Annotated in this window: 1 protein-coding gene and 2 pseudogenes; 2 read left to right on the top strand and 1 reads right to left on the bottom strand. The window is 52.3% G+C overall.

Annotation, left to right across the window (positions count from 1 at the left end):
* Positions 1-1,514: RHS repeat-associated core domain-containing protein (locus KW846_RS29595; RefSeq protein ID WP_305733741.1), on the top strand; the 1,514-nt coding region annotated here is incomplete at its 5' end.
* A gap of 40 nt (positions 1,515-1,554) precedes the next feature.
* On the opposite strand, the pseudogene KW846_RS29590 reads toward KW846_RS29595, so the two are convergent.
* Positions 1,555-2,135, bottom strand: a pseudogene (locus KW846_RS29590) (PLP-dependent aminotransferase family protein); the annotation flags it as partial.
* 127 nt (positions 2,136-2,262) lie between these two features.
* Here KW846_RS29590 and KW846_RS29585 point away from each other — a divergent pair.
* Positions 2,263-2,447 (top strand): annotated as a pseudogene (locus KW846_RS29585) (RHS repeat protein); the annotation flags it as partial.

Genomic DNA, 2,447 nt, shown 5'->3' with positions numbered 1-2,447 from the left:
TGAAAGACCGAGCCGGCCAGCCGGCCATTGACGAACAATTCGACGCTCGCGGCAACCTGCTGGAGCTGCAACCTGGGCAGGCTTTGCAGTGGAATGGGCGTAATCAGTTGACCCAAGTCATTCAAGTGGCACGGATTGACGGCGCCGACGACATCGAGAGGTATGTCTACGACAGCGAAGGCGCTCGTCTGCGCAAATACCGGGAGGTCACCGCGAAATCCATCGTGCATACGCCCGAGGTACGTTACTTGCCGGGCATCGAACTGCACGTCAATAGCGCCACCGGAGAACGGCTCCAGGTGATCAGCGTACAGGCCGGTCGCTGCAGCGTGCGCCTGTTGCATTGGGACAGTCCGCCGCCAGCGGGACTGGACAATGATCAGTGGCGTTACTGCTTCGACGATCACCTGGGATCGAGTGCCTTTGAGGTCGATGCCCAGGCTAAAACCGTCAGTCAGGAAGTGTATTACCCCTTCGGCGGAACGGCTTGGTTGGCGGGACGGCACGAAGTGGAAACAAGCTACAAGACCATTCGTTATTCGGGCAAGGAGCGGGATACGACGGGGCTTTATTACTATGGCGCACGGTACTACGCGCCGTGGTTGCAGCGCTGGTTGAATCCGGACCCGGCGGGGGATGTGGATGGGTTGAATTTTTATCGGTTTGTCAGGAATGATCCAATTGATTTTGTGGATAAAAAGGGCTGGATCTCAATTTTGGCAAGGATTAGTGATTATCTGCTTGAGCGAAATTTGGAGGATGGGGCTGTTGTTGAACACAGAGGATTGAATAAAATTAGGAAGAATTCTCCAGAGTTGGCAAATAAAATAACTGTGGCAGTTCATTCTGCGATTGAAAGGCTAGAGATCGTTGTGGAGAGCTTTGAAAGTCATGATTATGACATGGGTTTAATAAAGAGCTACTTTGGGGGGGTATCCCCTGAGGGCGTTGCTCATTTAGTTGAAGGCTATAAGGGTTTGTTAGCCGATGCTAAAAGTTTAGCATCTAAGCCAAGTAAGATAGTGTCGTTTTTTGATGTGCGGGGAAATAGATTGTTAAGCGCGTTTATGTTTCCTAATGACAGGCGTAAAAAAATTTATATTAATTCAGATATTTTTCTTGCTGAGTCAAGACAGAATAACACTCATGCAGTTATTCATGAGTTGAGTCATGGAAGCAATATTTTTATGTCTGAAGACCTCTGGTATCTGAATCAAAATCTTGATGGGGTCGCTGGCCGCCTTAGCGATGTGTGTGAAATGCAAGATTTAATAATGGAGTCAACTTCGAAAAATATGATGGAAGGTGAATTTGTAGAAAATGTTCACATTCATCCGAGTCTCAACAATAATTTTATGATGGCGGTAGAGTCCGCTGATATGAATGATGCACTCAATAAGTTTAAGTCAAATCCCGCGCTGAGAACGCATATGGCACTCAACAACGCTGACACGCTTGCAGCTTTTACAGGGGCATTAGCTCGAGCAAGACAAAAGCAGACTGCCGGTTTTTAAATGCCGCAAAGCTCATCAATTCACCTTTGATGCATTCCCATCAAAACGACCGAACAATCCGCCCCAACGTCTCCATCGCCTTCTCCGAGACCTCATCCCACGGGCTCCCATAATTCAACCGAATACAATTCCTGAACCGCTGCGTCGGCGAAAAAATCGGCCCCGGTGCAATGCTGATCCCCTGCGCCAGCGCCATCTGAAACAACTTCAACGAATCCATCTGCTCCGGCAATTCCAGCCACAAAAAGTACCCGCCCGCCGGTTGACTCACTCGCGTCTGCGCCGGGAAATAGCGGGCGATGGCGGCGAGCATGGCGGCTTGCTGGTCTTCCAGCGCATGACGCAATTTACGCATGTGCCGGTCGTAGCCGCCGTGTTGCAGGTAGTCGGCGATAGCGGCCTTGGCCGGTTTCGACGCTTGTTGACCGTAATACAGTTCGGCGTAGACATCGTCTTCGATCAGCGGCACCTGGTGGCGGCGCAGCAGTTCTACAAGTTGCTGTATCTTGGCCTCGGGCACGGTGGCGTCCATGGGGTTCTGGACGCCGGTCATGCACCAGCAGGCCTTGATCGATGGCGCTTCAAAGTTTGCTTGAGCACGCCGAGGTCGATGCGTTCACGCCGGGTTTGTCGATCCAGGCGGCGCCTGACAACAAAAGTGCACATCGCGTCTACTGTCATTCCTGACAGTAGACGCCACCCTTGGGAGCGCCTAGATTCGAGGTAGTCTCCAAAGGGGCGCCTCGATATGAACGCGCACACGCCGTCCATCAGTGTCGTAGACCCGCGCGGTTTAGCCGTGCGGGCGGTGGCGTATTGTCGGAAGGCGATAGCCGATCCGGTCACGGCGCGAGTCACGCATCAGGTTTTCGATCTGGTTGGTCGGCTATCACAGCAGCGCGATCCGCGATTGTTTGCCTTGAGCCAGAGCGA

This window comes from Pseudomonas sp. PDM32 (assembly GCF_019219225.1).
GTDB lineage: Bacteria > Pseudomonadota > Gammaproteobacteria > Pseudomonadales > Pseudomonadaceae > Aquipseudomonas > Aquipseudomonas laurylsulfatiphila.
Note: the sequence above shows the minus strand (reverse complement) of the source record. Positions and strands in the feature narration are given on the sequence as shown.